Raw genomic sequence first — 14,342 nt, 5'->3', positions numbered from 1 at the left:
TATTAAAAATTTCATTTTATGAGAAGAACTCTTTTATCTTTATCCTTACTTTTAATAGGAAGTATAGGCTATTCCCAAGTTGATATTCCGGACGTTGACATAAGTAAACGTAAGGAATATGTGATGAAAAACTATAATGTTGACAGCAAAAAGGCTGACAGATATGAGGATATACTACATTCTTTACAACAAGAGAAGGAGCAACTGAGAAATACAAAAATCAGTTCTATCCAGTTTAAGGCTGATCAAAGAAAGCTTTATAAAAAGTATGGGACTTTTATTAATCAAGCATTTTATGATGGGAAAGATAGAAGGTGGAGCTTTTGTACACAAGAATTAGAACATTATCATGTGTTTAGTGAAAGCAAGTTTATTCCTTATGAGCAAATGCGTGCCTTATTTGATACAGAGAAGGTGTGGCTGAATAAGCGTGAACGGATGTCTAAGGAATCAACAGATGAATCAAAAAAATATGAGAACAATGAAGCTTTGCTTACTGAACTTAATAAAAACATAAAGCAAATACTAGGAGAAGAAAATGGTAGCTGGTATATTGCTTATAAAAGAACGGTTAATAGAGCATTGGGTAACATGGATAAGTATGGAGCGTCGTATAATGAAGCTTTCGCAATAGCACAGATTGAAGAAACTTATAAACAGAAGCGAGTGGATATACTTAATAGCAGTAAAAAACATGCTGATAAGGAGGTCGAAATGATGAAAAATGATAAGGAAATGTCGAAGCAAATAGCTGTTGCGGTTCCCTTGGTTTTTGAAAAATGGAAGAAGGTGAATAATGCAATGTTGGACTATACATTGATATCCAAGTATGGATTAAGCCAAGAAAAACTGGCAGATTTTAAGAAAGCATATAGTAAATATGCAATAGAGGAATACAAAATTTTGAATCAGAAGAAACTATCTGATGCTGATAAATATATTGAATTATCCAAATTGAGTGAAGAATTCTGTAAAACGGTTACTTCTTTGTTTAGTGCTGCTAATTATACAAAATGGAGTGGTTGGTGGAAGTATAATTTTGAGAGAAAAATGAAGAGAAAAGGACTAAAATAATAAATATATGAGAAGGTTAACTTACATTTATGCAATTTTATTCATAATGGCGATTGTTTTTGTTGTAGTAAACTGTACTGATGAAGATTTAGTAAAGAATGGACAAGAAAATATGGAGGAGTTCAGTATACAAGAAGCTAAAGATTATTTTCAAGTGCAGATGGCCGAGAATTTAATATTGAGTCGTTCTTTAAGCTCTGAAGATAATAAAACTGTTTCTCCTGGTGATTTTATCCCTGACTGGGATATAGCCGTCGGTGCTTCGATGAATGAACTTGCGAGTTATAGCATTCCTATCACTCCAACGTGCCGATTTAAGGCAATTTATGTAGACATATATAATGGTATACCTTCAGTTGGAAAAGTCAATGTATATCAGAAATTAGTAATAGTGAAGGACACTAAAAGTAAGAAGCTGTCTCAATACATCCTTACATTAATACCATCGAAAACGCATGATAGTAAATATGGAAAAAAAATATGTGACAATTTTGTAAATTGTGCTGGCAAGGGTGGCTTTACAGGTGTTGCAATATATTCTAGTGTTTATTCTCAGGTTACTGTACGAATAAATATCTATAAAAATGGCACGAAGATGAAGGGTGTGTTTTTATTAGACAATTCTGTAAAAGATATATCTTCGGAAAAAATAGAACAGGCTCGAAGTCTTGTTTCGATGGTAGCTATACAAAAAATGAATACGGTGTCAACACGTGGAGAGGATGCAGGATGGGATATTGATTATGGGTGGCTTGATGAAGTTGTTATTATCCCAGACCCTGATTGGGACGCAGGAAATGATCAATGGCTAGAAGATACACGTCCTGGAGAAGTAGTGGATCCAGACCCTGAGCCGGATCAAGGACAACCAGAAGAAGACTTGGTTGATAATGGACAGGAGAATAACCCAGACGAAAATATACTTCCTTTGACAGAACTGGAGAAGCAGATGGTAAACAGAGTTTTGTTAGAGTTAGAAAAGTTGAAAAATGTCAATGTTCAGAATTATCAGATTCAAAAAATAACTTTCTGTCATGTTCCTGCTAAAACAATGAATGGAATTCTATTACTATGTGAAATGTTTTTTCAATCAGCTCAGTTACAGGATATTGATAGGATGGCTATAATTTGGCATGAAATACATCATATTGATAAGAAACACTATTCAACTTCGCTGGAGTCACATCAAGTCATAGGTGATCCTATCATTTTAAATGTACCTCCTGAGATTGAGCAAATAATAAGAGACAGAATGGCGCAAGAATTTGAGGGTACTAATATGACTCCGGCGACCATAGAGGCGTGGTATCAACAGTCTATTACTGTTACCCATTTTAATTCTCCTGAATATTATGAGAATGAAATTGAGACGCATAGAAATGAACGAGAGAACTTTCCAAATGTTTCTGAGTTCTATGAGAATGAAAGAACCTATTTGGAATGGTATTATGAAGAAATGCTGAGAATAGCCAATGAACAATTAAAAAAATAAGTTTATGAATATGATTAAGTATGTGGTATTTAGTTTGCTGTTGCTAGGGATTCCTGTAATAGGCCAAGGGCAAGATGTGAAAATAAGCATGATGCATATAAAGCAGAATAATCTTTTGATTCTTAATTTAACTAATAATACAGATAAAGAAGTAGTAATAATGAATCAAAGTAGTTTAAATGAATTAAGCGGAAGTCGTATTACAATTATACAAAATATTGATGGAAAGCGATTTGAAATATTGTTCCCTTTATTTGATACGGAAGAGGGCAAAAGAGTACCAGTTAAAACTTTAAAGCCCAAAGGGAAATTATCGGTTTCATATTACTTTAATAAAATGAATTTAAGTAACGTGAAAAGAGCCGAAGTGCAAGTAGTGGTATTTTTCAAGGATGAAAATACGGGTAGAATGATAGCCAAAAATTATTATAGTGAACTAAATTTATAGTAGGGAATCAATTCTCCCTTCTGTATAATCATATAGAAGGGAGAATAAATTAAGTTTTTTATAATTCTATTAGAATGAATAATAGTGTATCTAGGACAATGTGCATACCTGTAAGAGTACATGATTTATTTCTGATATTATTTTGTCTTTTATTCATTATTAATAGGAATATTCCTATTGATATTTCATCATTGTGGAGGTTCTCATTATTGTGTATTGTGTATGTAATATCACGCATAATTCCTATAAGATATTATAAGTTCCTATTTTTCATCCTCTGTTTTTGGGGCGTTGTGGAAGTTGCTTTCTCTATGTTGCAAAAAGCGTTATGGTTAACGAGCAATCATTTTGATTTTACAGTAACTGGAACATTTGGTAATCCAGGACCTTTGGGATGTTTGCTAGCTGTGTCTTGTCTTATTCCTCTATATTACATTGGTAAATATCTGCAAGATAAAAAATATAATTTGGTTCTGCTGTTTCTCATTATAGCTTGTTTTATCTTGTTTGGAATATTTCAAACAGGATCACGTGCGGCATTAGTGTCTATATTTACCGGTGCTCTGTTTTTATTCTACCCGTATCTCATAAAGGATGGGCGTTCTGTACTAGGTTCTATTCTGGTAAAGATTCTTATTCTGTTAACTATATTTGTTTTAGTTGCAGCTGTCTATTTTCTTAGGAAGGATTCTGCAGATGGTCGTTTCTTGATATGGTACAATACAGCTTGCATGATTAAAGATTATCCGTTTTTGGGTTTTGGATCAGGAGGATGGTTGGCTAATTATATGCATTATCAGGCTGATTTTTTTATTAATAATCAGGATTCGACATATGCGATGTTAGCGGATAATACTTTTTACCCATATAATGAATTTCTGTACATGATGGCTGAACAGGGATTAGTAGGTATGTTGCTTGTATTGTCAATTATTTATGTTTTAGTTAACAATAAAGAGGTTAGTCCTATTGATCGTGTTTTGAAGTCTTTGTTAGTAGCTTCTCTTTTCTTTTCGTTCTTCTCCTATCCTGCAAGTATATTTTCATTATGTATCGTTTTTACTTCTATAATAGGAATGCTGAAAAGCCCCATAGTCAAATGTATTATACTGTCATCCTTTAGAGTGTATGTGTTAGCTAGTCTTTTTGTTGTTTTGGTAGTCGGGATTTCTTCCTGGTCTTATTCTATCTATAATAAGGCTTATAAGAGAATTTTAGTATTGGCTAATAATGAACAGACTCTTGATCATTGCTCAGATTTAAATAAATTATTTCCATTGTTCTGCTATAATCCACAATTAATGTATCTTTATTCACAAGTATGCAAAGGTAAATGTTCTTTAGATCAAGAATTGTCATTATTACAAGCTGCGTCCAAAGTTGCACCAACAAGTGATCTTTATTATAAAATCGGAGATATATGGAGGAGTAAAGGAGACGTTTATGAAGCGGAAAAGTTTTATAAGTTATCAATTTCGATGATTCCACATCGCATCACTCCAAAATATCGACTTTTCTTGCTTTATATAGAGCAAAAAGATATGGATTCGGCAGTAAAGCTAGGTAATATTATATTAAGGCAGCCTGTAAAGAAGGAAGGGACTAAAATATTACGTATGAAAATAGAGGTTCAGGAGTACTTAGATAGAGCGTATCATAATGGTTTTATATAATTTTTATATATACTCCTCTGTTACCTTTTTCCGAAAGTAAACTCTTTGCAATATTCTTCTATATTTACATTCTGCAATAAAGAGCAGAAGGAATCAGTCTGAATAACCCTGCCACATATCTCCATCTTCTGGAGATGAAGGCTATCTTCTTCTTTTTTGATATCGCTCTTTTTATTTGTTTCACTGCTTTGTCGACAGGAGTAACCCAAAACAATCCTTCTCCTTTCGCCATTGCTGTATCTACAAACCCCGGACGGATGTCTGTTGTGTAAATGGGGAAGGGCAGCTTTGCCGCTTTTTGCCGAAGTCCCTCCATATAGTTGATTTGATATGCTTTAGAGGCATTATAAGCCGGGGCAACACCGCTGCCGCGTGTTCCGCCTACGGAGGAGATCGTAATCAGATGCCCGCCCTTTTGTTGTTCAAAATACCGGAATCCCCAATCGGCTATATTGGTAAATCCTACCACATTGGTCCGTAAAGTCGGTTCTTCGAGCTGATAGGAGAGTTGCGGATTCAGCTCCCCTGTTCCGGCACTGATAATCAGCATATCCATGCCTCCCATTTCTTGCACAAGCGTTTCCAGCGATGAAATGGTAGTTTCTGTGTGAGTGATGTCACATACCTGATAGAATCGTTTATCTTTATCTTGTGCGCAAATCTCTTTTAACAGATTCTCACGGCGGCCAGTGATGCCGATAAGGCAGTCTTCGCAGGCATATTGTTCTGCCAATCCGCGACCAATGCCGGAGGTTGCACCTATAATTATTATTTTCTTCATAAATCCAACAGACTGTGTTTGCCTGCAAAGATAGGAGAGGAGCATGAATAAAATCTTGATTGAAATCAAGAATTTACTTCTGAACTACTTTTCTCCGGATGCGGCTCAACGTTTCCGGACGAATCAGGAGGTAGGAGGCAAGCTCCTTTAAAGTAATCAGTTTCAGTAAGTCGGGACAACGGTTGATAATATCAAGATAGCGTTCTTCCGGTGTCAGACTGTACATGGAAATCATCCGGTCATAGATTTCCCATAAAAGAGTTTCCGCTATTCGGCGTCCCAGTTTTTGGTGGTCGTTATTGATATCGTAGAAGTCAGCCAGTTGGGGATGGCTGATCACATATACCGAACAGTCACATAGTGCTTGAATATCTACATTTGATTTGTCCTGTAACTGAAAAGCCGGATAGTTTCCTACAAATGAATGGTCGAATGTATATCCGACAATGCTGCTTTCGCCTGAACTGTTGGTGCAGCAATAGCGGAAAGAACCGGAAACGACAAACCCCATTATCTTACAGATTTCTCCTTGCCGGACAAAGTATTCTCCTTTTTTATAAGAAATCTCTTTCCCTTGCTGTAATACGAAATCTACAATAGGGGAATAATTGATATGGGAAGTATATTTGTTGAAATCTTCCACAGCTTAGCGGCAGTTAGCCTTCGTTTATGACTTGAAATCCGGCCTGTTTCAGATCTTCCCAATAACCGGGATACGATTTGGAAACGACTTGCGGGTCGGCAATCAACAGGTTGGGGCAGGATATGACTGCCGGTGCGAATGCCATCGCCATCCGGTGGTCTTCGTAAGTTGCAATCACAGGAGTCTCTTCCGGTTCGCAACGTTCGCCGTTCCACATCAATACGCTGTCATTTTCTTCTTCGATGAGGTAGCCCAGCTTTTTAAGTTCGGTTCTCAAAGCGGCGATGCGGTCCGTTTCCTTTATTTTCAGACTTTGCAAACCCGTGAAGCGGAAAGGGATATTCAATAAGGCACAAGTGACAACGAACGTCTGTGCCAGGTCCGGGATATCAACGAAATCTTCTTCCAGTCGTTCCGGTGCCTTGCCTGTCTTTTTTATCTTCACTCCCTGAGGGGTAAATTCCGTAGTTACTCCCAGACGGGAGAAAACCTCTGCTCCCCGACTGTCTCCCTGGTAGCTGTTGTGGAATAGTCCCGGCAGTTCTATCTCTGCTTCGCGAGATAAAGCAGCGATCTGATACCAGTAGGAGGCAGCGCTCCAGTCACTTTCTACGGTGAAGGGAACACTCTGATACGGCTGCGGAGCTACGGAAATGCTGCTGGGCGAAGTCCATGCAGCCTTGGCTCCGAAGTCCTGCATTAATTGCAGTGTCAGATTGATATAAGGACGGGAAATGATTTCTCCGGTCAAGTGTAATGTCAGTCCGTCTTTCAGTACCGGGCCTATCATCAACAAGGCAGATATGTATTGGGAACTGACATTTCCCTTTAGCGAGATTGCATTTCCTTTCAGTTCTGCACCTTTGATGCGGAGAGGAGGATATCCTTCGTTGTGTACGTATTCTATTTCAGCTCCCAATTCGCGAAGGGCATTCACCAGAATCTGTATCGGGCGTTGCTGCATACGTGCGGTGCCTGTAATGGTCCGCTCTCCCGGAGTTGCACTCAGATAAGCAGTCAGAAAGCGCATGGCGGTGCCGGCTGCCATGATGTCAATCGTTTCTTTTCCTTCGGTCAGGGCTTTTATCATGACTTGGGTATCATCGCAATCGGACAGATTTTCCGGCGGATAAATACCTTTGCCCAGCGCATTGATGATGAGTGCACGGTTACTGATACTTTTAGAAGCCGGCAACTGGATCGTCGCCTTTACCATCGAAGGGGAAATAAGTTTATAGAGCATCATTCTAAGTATATTCTTTGTTATAAAGTACAAAAGTAGAGATTTATTCGGAGACTTCCAACTGCTTCCTGCTCTTATCAAGTGAGTTGAAGTAATATCGGTATCGGTGTTTCTGCTGATCGTTTGCTTATCAGTTAATCGTTTTATGATGATTTGTAGCAAAGAAACTTTATATTTGTAGCAAATAAAATAATCAACTATGAATATACCGAATATTCGTTTGCTGAACCAGCAGTTAGTAAATCCGCTTTTCCACGAACCAAAAGAGTTGGTGTCATGGATGGGAGCTATGCAGGCACAAAATTACCCCATGGTGAAGTGGGCAGTGGGAATGCGTTTGAAATCAGCTACGATTCAAGCGGTAGAGAAGGCTTTGCGCGAAGGGGAAATTCTGAGAACTCATGTGATGCGTCCCACGTGGCATCTGGTGGCGGCAGAGGATATCCGCTGGATGCTGAAACTTTCGGCACAACGTATTATTTCGGCCAATGATTCTTTTGCGAAAGGATACGATCTGGATATCCCTGATGAACTGTATGCAAAAGGTCATCAACTGTTGGAGAAGATTCTGTGTGGAAAGAAAAGTCTGACAAAGCAGGAAATCGCCGAACACTTTAACCGTTCGGGAATTTTGGCGGATAACCACCGTATGACCCGCTTTATGGCACGTGCGGAGCAAGAAGGCATTATTTGTAGTGGAGAAGATAAAGGAAGTAAATGTACGTATGCGCTTCTGGAAGAACGGGTGCCGCCGATGCCCGAGTTAACGAAAGACGAGTCTTTGGCACGTTTGGCACGGAGCTACTTCCGCAGTCACTCGCCTGCTGTTTTGCAGGACTTTGTCTGGTGGTCGGGGCTGCCGGTTTCGGATGCAAAGCAGGCTATTTATCTGATAGCATCGGAACTGACAACTGAGCAATGGAAGGAGCAGACATGGTATATTCATGACGCTTGCCGGACTCGCGGCAAACTGACGGATGATATACATCTTTTGCCTTCTTATGATGAATATTTGTTGGGATATAAGGACCGGACGGATGTTTTACCTCTTGAACATTACCCCAAAGCGTTTACCAACAATGGACTATTCTTTCCGATTATCCTTCATAAAGGGCAGGTTGTCGGGAACTGGAATAAATCGGCAAAGAAGAAAGGACTCGATTTGGAATATTCGTGTTTCAGGCAGGAAGCCGATATGGATGAAGCAATGTTGCATCAGGCAAAGCAGAAGTTTGCTCAATTTCTTGGGAAATAGCTTTATTCTTCATAAGAAAAGATACTGTCCGGGAAAATAAAAGAAGGTAATCTCTATTCTTTCATTTTCTCGGACAGTATCTTTGGGAATGTGACAGAAAGGGTATTCCGCTATGTTATCCTTTTATTGGTTCTTCTTACCTATTTACTTGCTTGTTTTTTAGCCCATTCCAGTCTTCGTTGATCTGCCAGCGGAGTTACCTTGAACTCTTCGAATATAGCCGTGAATCCTTTTCCATCCGGACAAGCTCCCATCAGCCCTACCATGACCGGACAGTTATCCTGTAACCAGCAAGTACGCATCATCGTGTACTCCTTATCGTCACGGGAGAAGAAGATTTCCACTGCATCCAGCCGGCGGACTGCCTTGATCCATAAGGAACGCGGGGCATCCGGTAGTTGCACTACGCTCCAGTCGCTTGTGTGGTGTGTAACTACAGCGCTGACATTCTGCTTGCCGTCTACGTATTCAACTCCTGCCTTTATCCAGTTCTCGTGGTCGATGCGCAGCATCAATCCCATTTGGTCGAATGTGGTCACATAGTTGCCCGTTATCTTCACCTTTACTTCAAACTCCCCACCGTAAGTGGCATAGTAGAAAGGCCCGTCATCTACCGTAAATCCATAGTGGGAAATCCGCCAGAAGTCCGTCTTGGCAGGTACGTCCATCACCAAAGTTTTGCCTTCCTTTATTTCCCATTGTTGAGGCTCATTCAGCCAGTTCATTTTATTCAGACTTTGTCCCATAGAAGAAGTTGTTGCTGCCAATAACGCGATTGACATGATTTTGATTTTCAAATGTTTCATGGTCGTTTCTTATTTATTTATCTTTGTGGTGCAAAGATAGGCCATACCTGTTCGTGCGACAATACTGAATAATAACCATTTTATACGATGGACGTACTGCAAAAAGAAATAGATGAAGTTTATGCCACGCAACCGACAGCACATGAAACGCTGGATTACGGGGTAGTGGAACAACACCAGCGGTTTATCCGTTCACTGACGGAGATTAATGGAGGATGTGCCGTCATTTCCGATCTTTCGAACCGGAAGAGCTACGTTACTGTTCATCCATGGGCTCATTTTCTGGGACTCACTCCCGAAGAGGCTGCTTTAAGCGTAATTGATTCGATGGACGAAGACTGTATCTACCGGCGTATTCATCCCGAAGATTTGGTGGAGAAGCGTTTGCTGGAATATAAGTTTTTTCAGAAGACTTTCTCCATGTCTCCCGATGAACGGCTCAAATACCGGGGAAGATGCAGATTGCGCATGATGAATGAGAAAGGCGTTTACCAGTATATTGATAATCTGGTGCAGATTATGGAGAATACTCCTTCCGGAAATGTATGGCTGATCTTCTGCCTTTATTCCTTATCTGCCGACCAGCGACCGGAACAGGGCATTTATGCTACTATCACACAGATGGAAAGTGGAGAAGTAGAAACATTATTCCTTTCGGAAGAGCACCGCAATATCCTTTCGGAACGCGAAAAGGAAATACTGCGCTGCATACGGAAAGGACTGTCGAGCAAAGAAATAGCTGCGACTTTTTATATCAGTGTAAATACTGTCAACCGCCACCGGCAGAATATTCTGGAGAAACTTTCTGTCGGCAACTCGATAGAAGCCTGTCGGGCAGCGGAATTGATGAAATTGCTGTGATACTCTATTCTTTCAGGATTTGTCCGGCAGCGTATTCATCCAAGCAAAGGTAGTAAGTCATCGAATCTTTTCACCTGTTTCAGGCGCTCATGCGTGAACGTGTCTGTCATTTCGTGCTTCCACATCACTTCAAAAGGAATATGTACTCCGTATCCGCCCAGAGATAATACAGGCTGAATATCTGATTTAAAGGAGTTTCCCACCATCAGGAGTTCGGAAGGGGCTATTTGCAGGATATTCAGCAACCGGAGGTATTCTTTCTCCGTTTTATCGGACATCACTTCGATGTGGTCAAAGTAAGGGGAAAGTCCCGAACGTTCCAGTTTATTCTCCTGGTCCAGCAAATCTCCTTTGGTGGCGACCACTAGCTTGTATTTTCCCGTTTCTTTCAGTGCTTTCAGTGTTTCCTTTACCCCCGGCAGCAGTTCGATAGGCATTTTCAACAAAGATTTCCCTAAATCGACAATTTCTTGAATGATGTCGGTGGCAATCTCCCGGTTGCTGATTTGTAGTGCCGTCTCAACCATCGAAAGGGTAAAAGCCTTGGCGCCATATCCCAGAATTTGCAGGTTGTTCATTTCTGTTTGAAATAAAGCTGCTGAGATTTCTTTGGGAGTGCCATAAGATTTCAGTAGATGTGTATATTGTTTTTCTACTTCCTGAAAGAAAGGTTCATTGCTCCACAGCGTATCGTCCGCGTCAAAAGCTATGACTTTAATAAGTTCATTCATCGGTTTTGTCATTAATAGAGAACTAAAATGAAATGATCTGCATTCCGTTAATATTTTGCGGACAAAGTTAATATAAAAGGGGGAATAAAGGCACTCATTTTGTTTTTAGAACCGAATCTTCCTGTTTTTTCATATAAATCCCTATCTTTGTTACCCATTTTAATTTTGAATTTTAACAGGAGATACAATAATGAAAATAGGAGATAAAGTACGCTTCCTCAGTGAGGTAGGCGGTGGAGTCGTAACAGGATTCAAAGGAAAAGATTTTGTATTGGTAGAAGATGCGGATGGTTTTGACATTCCGATGCCGATACGTGAATGTGTCGTGATTGAAGCGGATGATTATAATATAAAGCGTAAACCCGGTGCGACAGCTCCGAAGCAGGAGGAACCTGTGAAACCGGTAAAACCGGAAATGCCGGTTATACAACGCCAGCCGGAGGTGCGTGGCGGAGACACGCTGAATGTGTTTTTGGCTTATGTGCCCGAAGATGCCAAGGCGATGATGACTACTCCTTTTGAAGCCTATCTGGTGAATGACAGCAACTATTATCTGTACTACACATATTTGAGTGCGGAGGGAAAGGCCTGGAACAATCGCTCGCATGGACTGGTAGAACCGAATACCAAACTGCTATTGGAAGAGTTTACCAAAGATGTGTTGAATGAGATGGAACGGGTAGCTGTCCAGCTGATCGCTTTCAAAGACGGAAAGCCTGCTGCCATCAAACCTGCCGTTAGTGTGGAGCTGCGGATCGATACGGTGAAATTCTATAAACTGCATACATTCAGTGCTTCTGACTTCTTCGAAGAGCCTGCTTTGATTTATGATATTGTGAAAGATGATGTGCCTGCCAAGCAGGTATATGTATCGGCAGAAGAGATTCAGTCGGCTTTATTGCAGAAAAAGTTTGTCGATAAACCGAAGTCACAGCCTATTGTAAAGCCGAATCACGGTCAAGGCGGGAGAAATGGAATTATTGAAATCGATCTTCATATCGATTCTTTGTTGGATGATACGAAAGGCATGAGTAACAGTGAAATACTGAACTATCAGCTGGATAAATTCCGGGAAGTGATAGAAGCCAATAAAGATAAGCGTGAACAGAAAATTGTGTTTATCCACGGAAAAGGAGACGGAGTACTGAGGAAAGCTATTCTTGATGAGTTGAAACGGAAGCACAGCAATTACCGTTATCAGGATGCGTCTTTTCAGGAATATGGTTTCGGAGCTACTATGGTAACTATTAAATAATATCGGTATACTTGCCGGAATACAGTCTGACAGGTGGGATGAGATAAAAAAAGAAGGGTGGGGAGCTCAGTCGGCCTCCACCCTTTCTCTTATTATATAATTCAGTCTGAAGGAATATTGCTGTTAAAATGATATTGAGCAAAGAAAGGTGACCAGAAATGGGACACTGAAATCAACGACAAAACCATGAAAGATAGAAATGATTACGAATTCTTTTCCGGAACATCGGGTGATAATAGGAAGAGTAGTGTCCATGGTGGTAGCTCCGCCTACGGAGATAGGAGCCAGTTTACCGAAATACTTCACAAGTAACGGGGCACCCAGCAATGCTATAATTTCACGCATGATATTGGATAGCAATGCGATTGTTCCTAATTCCGGGCCTTTATATTCGGTGATGAATATACTGGAGAGGGAATAGTAACCAAATCCGGCTCCCACTGCCATACAGTCTAAAGAGGTTCTTTGACTCATGAAAATCCCCGCTACGGCACAACCTGCCAGCGTTCCCAGTATCGTCATGACAGGAAGAAACATCAGGCGGGGATTCAGGAAACGGAAACTTTTCAGTGTATTGGGGTCATTACCGATACTGATGCCTACGCAGAACATCAGTCCGCAGAGGGCATAATAACTTAGTTTGCTATCGGTAAAGTCATAAGGAATCAGATGGTAAAATCCACAAAGAGTACCAATGATAAAAAATGAGACGATAATCAGACTTCCTTTCATGCTTCTGTCTCCTTTCTCCTGTTTCTTATATATAACAGGTACCAGAGTCCCCATGCACACAGGACACTGCCAGTCACTGCTGCCAGTGTGATAATGATTGCTTCGAGTCCCAATGTATGTAATCCTTTGATGATAGCCTCGTTTCCTCCCACATCAATTCCGAGGAGAAAGAGCAGGGTCCATATCAGGAGAGTGATTATCTTATGTATCCATAATAGCCTTTTATTACGCAACAGGTAGCCGACGAGCATCCCGGTTAGCATAATTCCAATGATAATAAACATAGTAAAACGTCAGTTTTTGATTTTGCTGCGAAGGTAGTAAAATAGTTAACGCTGCCATGTCCTGATCCGTACTTTTTTACTGACTTCCGTGCTGACTCCTACCATTCCGGTACCTCCATGTACATTACTGGGGTATCTGATGGGTTCGTTGATCGTTTCATCGTAAACATCAGAATCTACTAAATTGAGAGCTTTCAGGTAGTAATATTCCGTTTCTGTGATGCTTAATAAACGGATGATGACATCCAATGAATCATAATATCCATATCCGTCGGAACCAGAACTGCTATTAACACTGGGACTGTTGTAAACCGTCATGGTGTAGGATGAGTTTCTGAACCGTGAATCATCAAATACGCCGTAAATGTTTTTGGCTGTGTCGAATAGTCCGTTGTCTTCGTCATCTCCTGTTGACGGTTGTCCGTCTGTCAGCACAACATCTTCGCGACCGATAAATGAATAGCCAAGCTGTCTTGTCCAATAAATATAGTCCTCTCCTCCTTCCTCATGGTTGTATCCCCATAGTGTCAATTGCTTGTCTACTACTATACGGTAGTAATTCTCTTCGTTGGGACGATCGCGGAAAGTAATTTTGTAACGCATGTAGTCTTGAGTGAAGCCATTTTGTGTTAAGGGGACAGTGAGCGTATCAATGTTTTCTATTTCATCAAGACGCTGTGGCACGGTAACTTCTGCCCAGGCATGATATTTTCCGTCATCTGTAAGGGCATCGATGCGTACCACGTCACCGGGAGAAAATGTCCCGTTCATGTTGAAACGGCATTGCTGGTCATAATCTGTTTCCGGAGGGAGAGGACGCAGGGTCTCTCTGATTTGTCCGTTGACGCGCACTTCAACTGTGGCATTTTCAATGTGGGTGCTATTGTCTTTTCCCGTAAGGTTGAGAAATAAGACATTGGTCAGGCTGTCGGCATTGATAAAGGCATTCATTACCAACTTGGGAGGATTATCTTTTATATTAAAAGGAAGCTCGTTCTCACAAGATACTGTTGACAGTATGATAACTAATAGGATAAGTGGATGATATGTATAAGTTCTCATGT

General features: G+C 40.5%; 15 protein-coding genes. 7 read left to right on the top strand and 8 right to left on the bottom strand.

All coding sequences use genetic code 11. The features are described from left to right. The first annotated feature begins 18 nt into the window (after positions 1-18). The 4 genes from K6V30_RS00660 (at position 19) to K6V30_RS00645 (ending at position 4,687) form a co-directional block, all read left to right on the top strand. Positions 19-1,074, top strand: a complete 1,056-nt coding sequence (locus K6V30_RS00660; RefSeq protein WP_010539419.1) for a hypothetical protein — start codon at positions 19-21, stop codon at positions 1,072-1,074. Positions 1,075-1,081: 7 nt separating this feature from the next. After that, positions 1,082-2,566, top strand: a complete 1,485-nt coding sequence (locus K6V30_RS00655; protein WP_055270520.1) for a hypothetical protein — start codon at positions 1,082-1,084, stop codon at positions 2,564-2,566. Positions 2,567-2,570: 4 nt separating this feature from the next. After that, entirely contained in the window at positions 2,571-3,014 is a 444-nt protein-coding gene (locus K6V30_RS00650; protein WP_010539417.1) for a hypothetical protein, read from the top strand. Between the two features lie 311 nt (positions 3,015-3,325). Then, positions 3,326-4,687, top strand: coding sequence for an O-antigen ligase family protein (locus K6V30_RS00645; RefSeq protein WP_010539416.1), 1,362 nt, complete (start codon positions 3,326-3,328; stop codon positions 4,685-4,687). 64 nt (positions 4,688-4,751) lie between these two features. Here the strand turns inward: K6V30_RS00645 and K6V30_RS00640 are convergent, their stop codons facing one another. The 3 genes from K6V30_RS00640 to aroA all read right to left on the bottom strand — a co-directional run bounded on the left by K6V30_RS00640 (position 4,752) and on the right by aroA (position 7,354). After that, positions 4,752-5,468, bottom strand: a complete 717-nt coding sequence (locus K6V30_RS00640; RefSeq protein ID WP_055270518.1) for an SDR family NAD(P)-dependent oxidoreductase — start codon at positions 5,466-5,468, stop codon at positions 4,752-4,754. Between the two features lie 73 nt (positions 5,469-5,541). Further along, complete coding sequence (locus tag K6V30_RS00635; protein ID WP_022301578.1) at positions 5,542-6,111, bottom strand: Crp/Fnr family transcriptional regulator; 570 nt, start codon at positions 6,109-6,111, stop codon at positions 5,542-5,544. Positions 6,112-6,124: 13 nt separating this feature from the next. Then, a complete protein-coding gene (aroA, locus tag K6V30_RS00630; protein WP_055270605.1) occupies positions 6,125-7,354 on the bottom strand; it encodes a 3-phosphoshikimate 1-carboxyvinyltransferase in 1,230 nt (409 codons plus the stop codon). A gap of 199 nt (positions 7,355-7,553) precedes the next feature. On the opposite strand from aroA, the gene K6V30_RS00625 reads away from it, so the two are divergent. Continuing rightward, positions 7,554-8,609, top strand: coding sequence for a winged helix DNA-binding domain-containing protein (locus K6V30_RS00625; protein ID WP_010539412.1), 1,056 nt, complete (start codon positions 7,554-7,556; stop codon positions 8,607-8,609). Between the two features lie 140 nt (positions 8,610-8,749). Here the strand turns inward: K6V30_RS00625 and K6V30_RS00620 are convergent, their stop codons facing one another. Beyond that, the gene (locus tag K6V30_RS00620; RefSeq protein ID WP_010539411.1) at positions 8,750-9,415 is read right to left on the bottom strand and encodes a DUF1349 domain-containing protein; all 666 of its coding nucleotides are present in this window, start codon (positions 9,413-9,415) and stop codon (positions 8,750-8,752) included. An 87-nt stretch (positions 9,416-9,502) separates the two neighbouring features. Between K6V30_RS00620 and K6V30_RS00615 the strand changes: the two genes are divergently transcribed. Next, positions 9,503-10,276 carry a response regulator transcription factor gene (locus K6V30_RS00615; RefSeq protein WP_022301581.1) on the top strand — a complete coding sequence of 258 codons (774 nt, stop codon included), beginning with the start codon at positions 9,503-9,505 and terminating at the stop codon, positions 10,274-10,276. A gap of 35 nt (positions 10,277-10,311) precedes the next feature. Here K6V30_RS00615 and K6V30_RS00610 read toward each other — a convergent pair whose 3' ends face one another. Next, positions 10,312-11,007 carry an HAD family hydrolase gene (locus K6V30_RS00610; protein ID WP_055270516.1) on the bottom strand — a complete coding sequence of 232 codons (696 nt, stop codon included), beginning with the start codon at positions 11,005-11,007 and terminating at the stop codon, positions 10,312-10,314. A gap of 190 nt (positions 11,008-11,197) precedes the next feature. On the opposite strand from K6V30_RS00610, the gene K6V30_RS00605 reads away from it, so the two are divergent. Next, a complete protein-coding gene (locus tag K6V30_RS00605) occupies positions 11,198-12,262 on the top strand; it encodes a DUF2027 domain-containing protein (RefSeq protein WP_010539408.1) in 1,065 nt (354 codons plus the stop codon). A gap of 123 nt (positions 12,263-12,385) precedes the next feature. Here K6V30_RS00605 and K6V30_RS00600 read toward each other — a convergent pair whose 3' ends face one another. From K6V30_RS00600 to K6V30_RS00590, 3 genes are read right to left on the bottom strand one after another with little or no spacing between them, the layout of a single operon-like run. Beyond that, positions 12,386-12,994 carry a LysO family transporter gene (locus K6V30_RS00600; protein ID WP_055270514.1) on the bottom strand — a complete coding sequence of 203 codons (609 nt, stop codon included), beginning with the start codon at positions 12,992-12,994 and terminating at the stop codon, positions 12,386-12,388. Next, positions 12,991-13,278, bottom strand: a complete 288-nt coding sequence (locus K6V30_RS00595; protein ID WP_010539406.1) for a LysO family transporter — start codon at positions 13,276-13,278, stop codon at positions 12,991-12,993. Before K6V30_RS00595 ends, K6V30_RS00600 begins: the two co-directional genes overlap by 4 nt. Before the next feature lie 45 nt (positions 13,279-13,323). Further along, positions 13,324-14,340, bottom strand: a complete 1,017-nt coding sequence (locus tag K6V30_RS00590; protein WP_055270512.1) for a DUF4249 domain-containing protein — start codon at positions 14,338-14,340, stop codon at positions 13,324-13,326. Positions 14,341-14,342: the final 2 nt, after the last annotated feature.

The organism is Bacteroides faecis, from assembly GCF_020091505.1.
GTDB lineage: Bacteria > Bacteroidota > Bacteroidia > Bacteroidales > Bacteroidaceae > Bacteroides > Bacteroides faecis.
Note: the sequence above shows the minus strand (reverse complement) of the source record. Positions and strands in the feature narration are given on the sequence as shown.

Excerpts from the sequence above, each read along its gene's own strand:
- K6V30_RS00600 (WP_055270514.1), bottom strand. The coding sequence starts at position 12,994 with ATGAAAGGAAGTCTGATTATCGTCTCATTTTTTATCATTGGTACTCTT.
- K6V30_RS00625 (WP_010539412.1), top strand. The coding sequence starts at position 7,554 with ATGAATATACCGAATATTCGTTTGCTGAACCAGCAGTTAGTAAATCCG.
- K6V30_RS00650 (WP_010539417.1), top strand. The coding sequence starts at position 2,571 with ATGAATATGATTAAGTATGTGGTATTTAGTTTGCTGTTGCTAGGGATT.
- K6V30_RS00640 (WP_055270518.1), bottom strand. The coding sequence starts at position 5,468 with ATGAAGAAAATAATAATTATAGGTGCAACCTCCGGCATTGGTCGCGGA.
- K6V30_RS00610 (WP_055270516.1), bottom strand. The coding sequence starts at position 11,007 with ATGAATGAACTTATTAAAGTCATAGCTTTTGACGCGGACGATACGCTG.
- aroA (WP_055270605.1), bottom strand. The coding sequence starts at position 7,354 with ATGCTCTATAAACTTATTTCCCCTTCGATGGTAAAGGCGACGATCCAG.
- K6V30_RS00620 (WP_010539411.1), bottom strand. The coding sequence starts at position 9,415 with ATGAAACATTTGAAAATCAAAATCATGTCAATCGCGTTATTGGCAGCA.
- K6V30_RS00615 (WP_022301581.1), top strand. The coding sequence starts at position 9,503 with ATGGACGTACTGCAAAAAGAAATAGATGAAGTTTATGCCACGCAACCG.
- K6V30_RS00595 (WP_010539406.1), bottom strand. The coding sequence starts at position 13,278 with ATGTTTATTATCATTGGAATTATGCTAACCGGGATGCTCGTCGGCTAC.
- K6V30_RS00660 (WP_010539419.1), top strand. The coding sequence starts at position 19 with ATGAGAAGAACTCTTTTATCTTTATCCTTACTTTTAATAGGAAGTATA.
- K6V30_RS00655 (WP_055270520.1), top strand. The coding sequence starts at position 1,082 with ATGAGAAGGTTAACTTACATTTATGCAATTTTATTCATAATGGCGATT.
- K6V30_RS00590 (WP_055270512.1), bottom strand. The coding sequence starts at position 14,340 with ATGAGAACTTATACATATCATCCACTTATCCTATTAGTTATCATACTG.
- K6V30_RS00605 (WP_010539408.1), top strand. The coding sequence starts at position 11,198 with ATGAAAATAGGAGATAAAGTACGCTTCCTCAGTGAGGTAGGCGGTGGA.
- K6V30_RS00645 (WP_010539416.1), top strand. The coding sequence starts at position 3,326 with ATGTTGCAAAAAGCGTTATGGTTAACGAGCAATCATTTTGATTTTACA.